The 307-nt window shown below is 46.9% G+C and carries 1 protein-coding gene; it reads right to left on the bottom strand.

Going from position 1 to position 307, the window contains the following annotated elements; genetic code table 11:
* Window positions 1-307: BadF/BadG/BcrA/BcrD ATPase family protein (locus tag FH871_RS35480; protein WP_212768440.1), on the bottom strand; the 307-nt coding region annotated here is incomplete at both ends.

The following is a 307-nucleotide window of genomic DNA, read 5'->3' as shown; positions in this document are numbered from 1 at the left end:
TCCTCCTTGGACAACGATTTTTTGGCCCAAATCCTCAGGCCTTTTGAGCTTGATAACCTTGTAGAGGGCATTCTTGATAACTGAATAGGAGAGGCCAGCCGAGATGTCAGCAACAGTCGCTCCTTCCTTTTGTACCTGTTTAACTTTGGAGTTCATAAAGACGGTACATTTTGAGCCCAGATCAACAGGATGCTTAGCTAGGAGGGCAACTTGAGCAAAATCTCTGACATCGTACTTGAGCGACTTGGCAAAGGTTTCGATGAAGGAGCCACAGCCAGACGAACAAGCTTCGTTGAGCTGAATGCTG

Origin of the sequence: Larkinella sp. C7, assembly GCF_006149005.1 — a bacterium.
GTDB lineage: Bacteria > Bacteroidota > Bacteroidia > Cytophagales > Spirosomataceae > Larkinella.
Note: the sequence above shows the minus strand (reverse complement) of the source record. Positions and strands in the feature narration are given on the sequence as shown.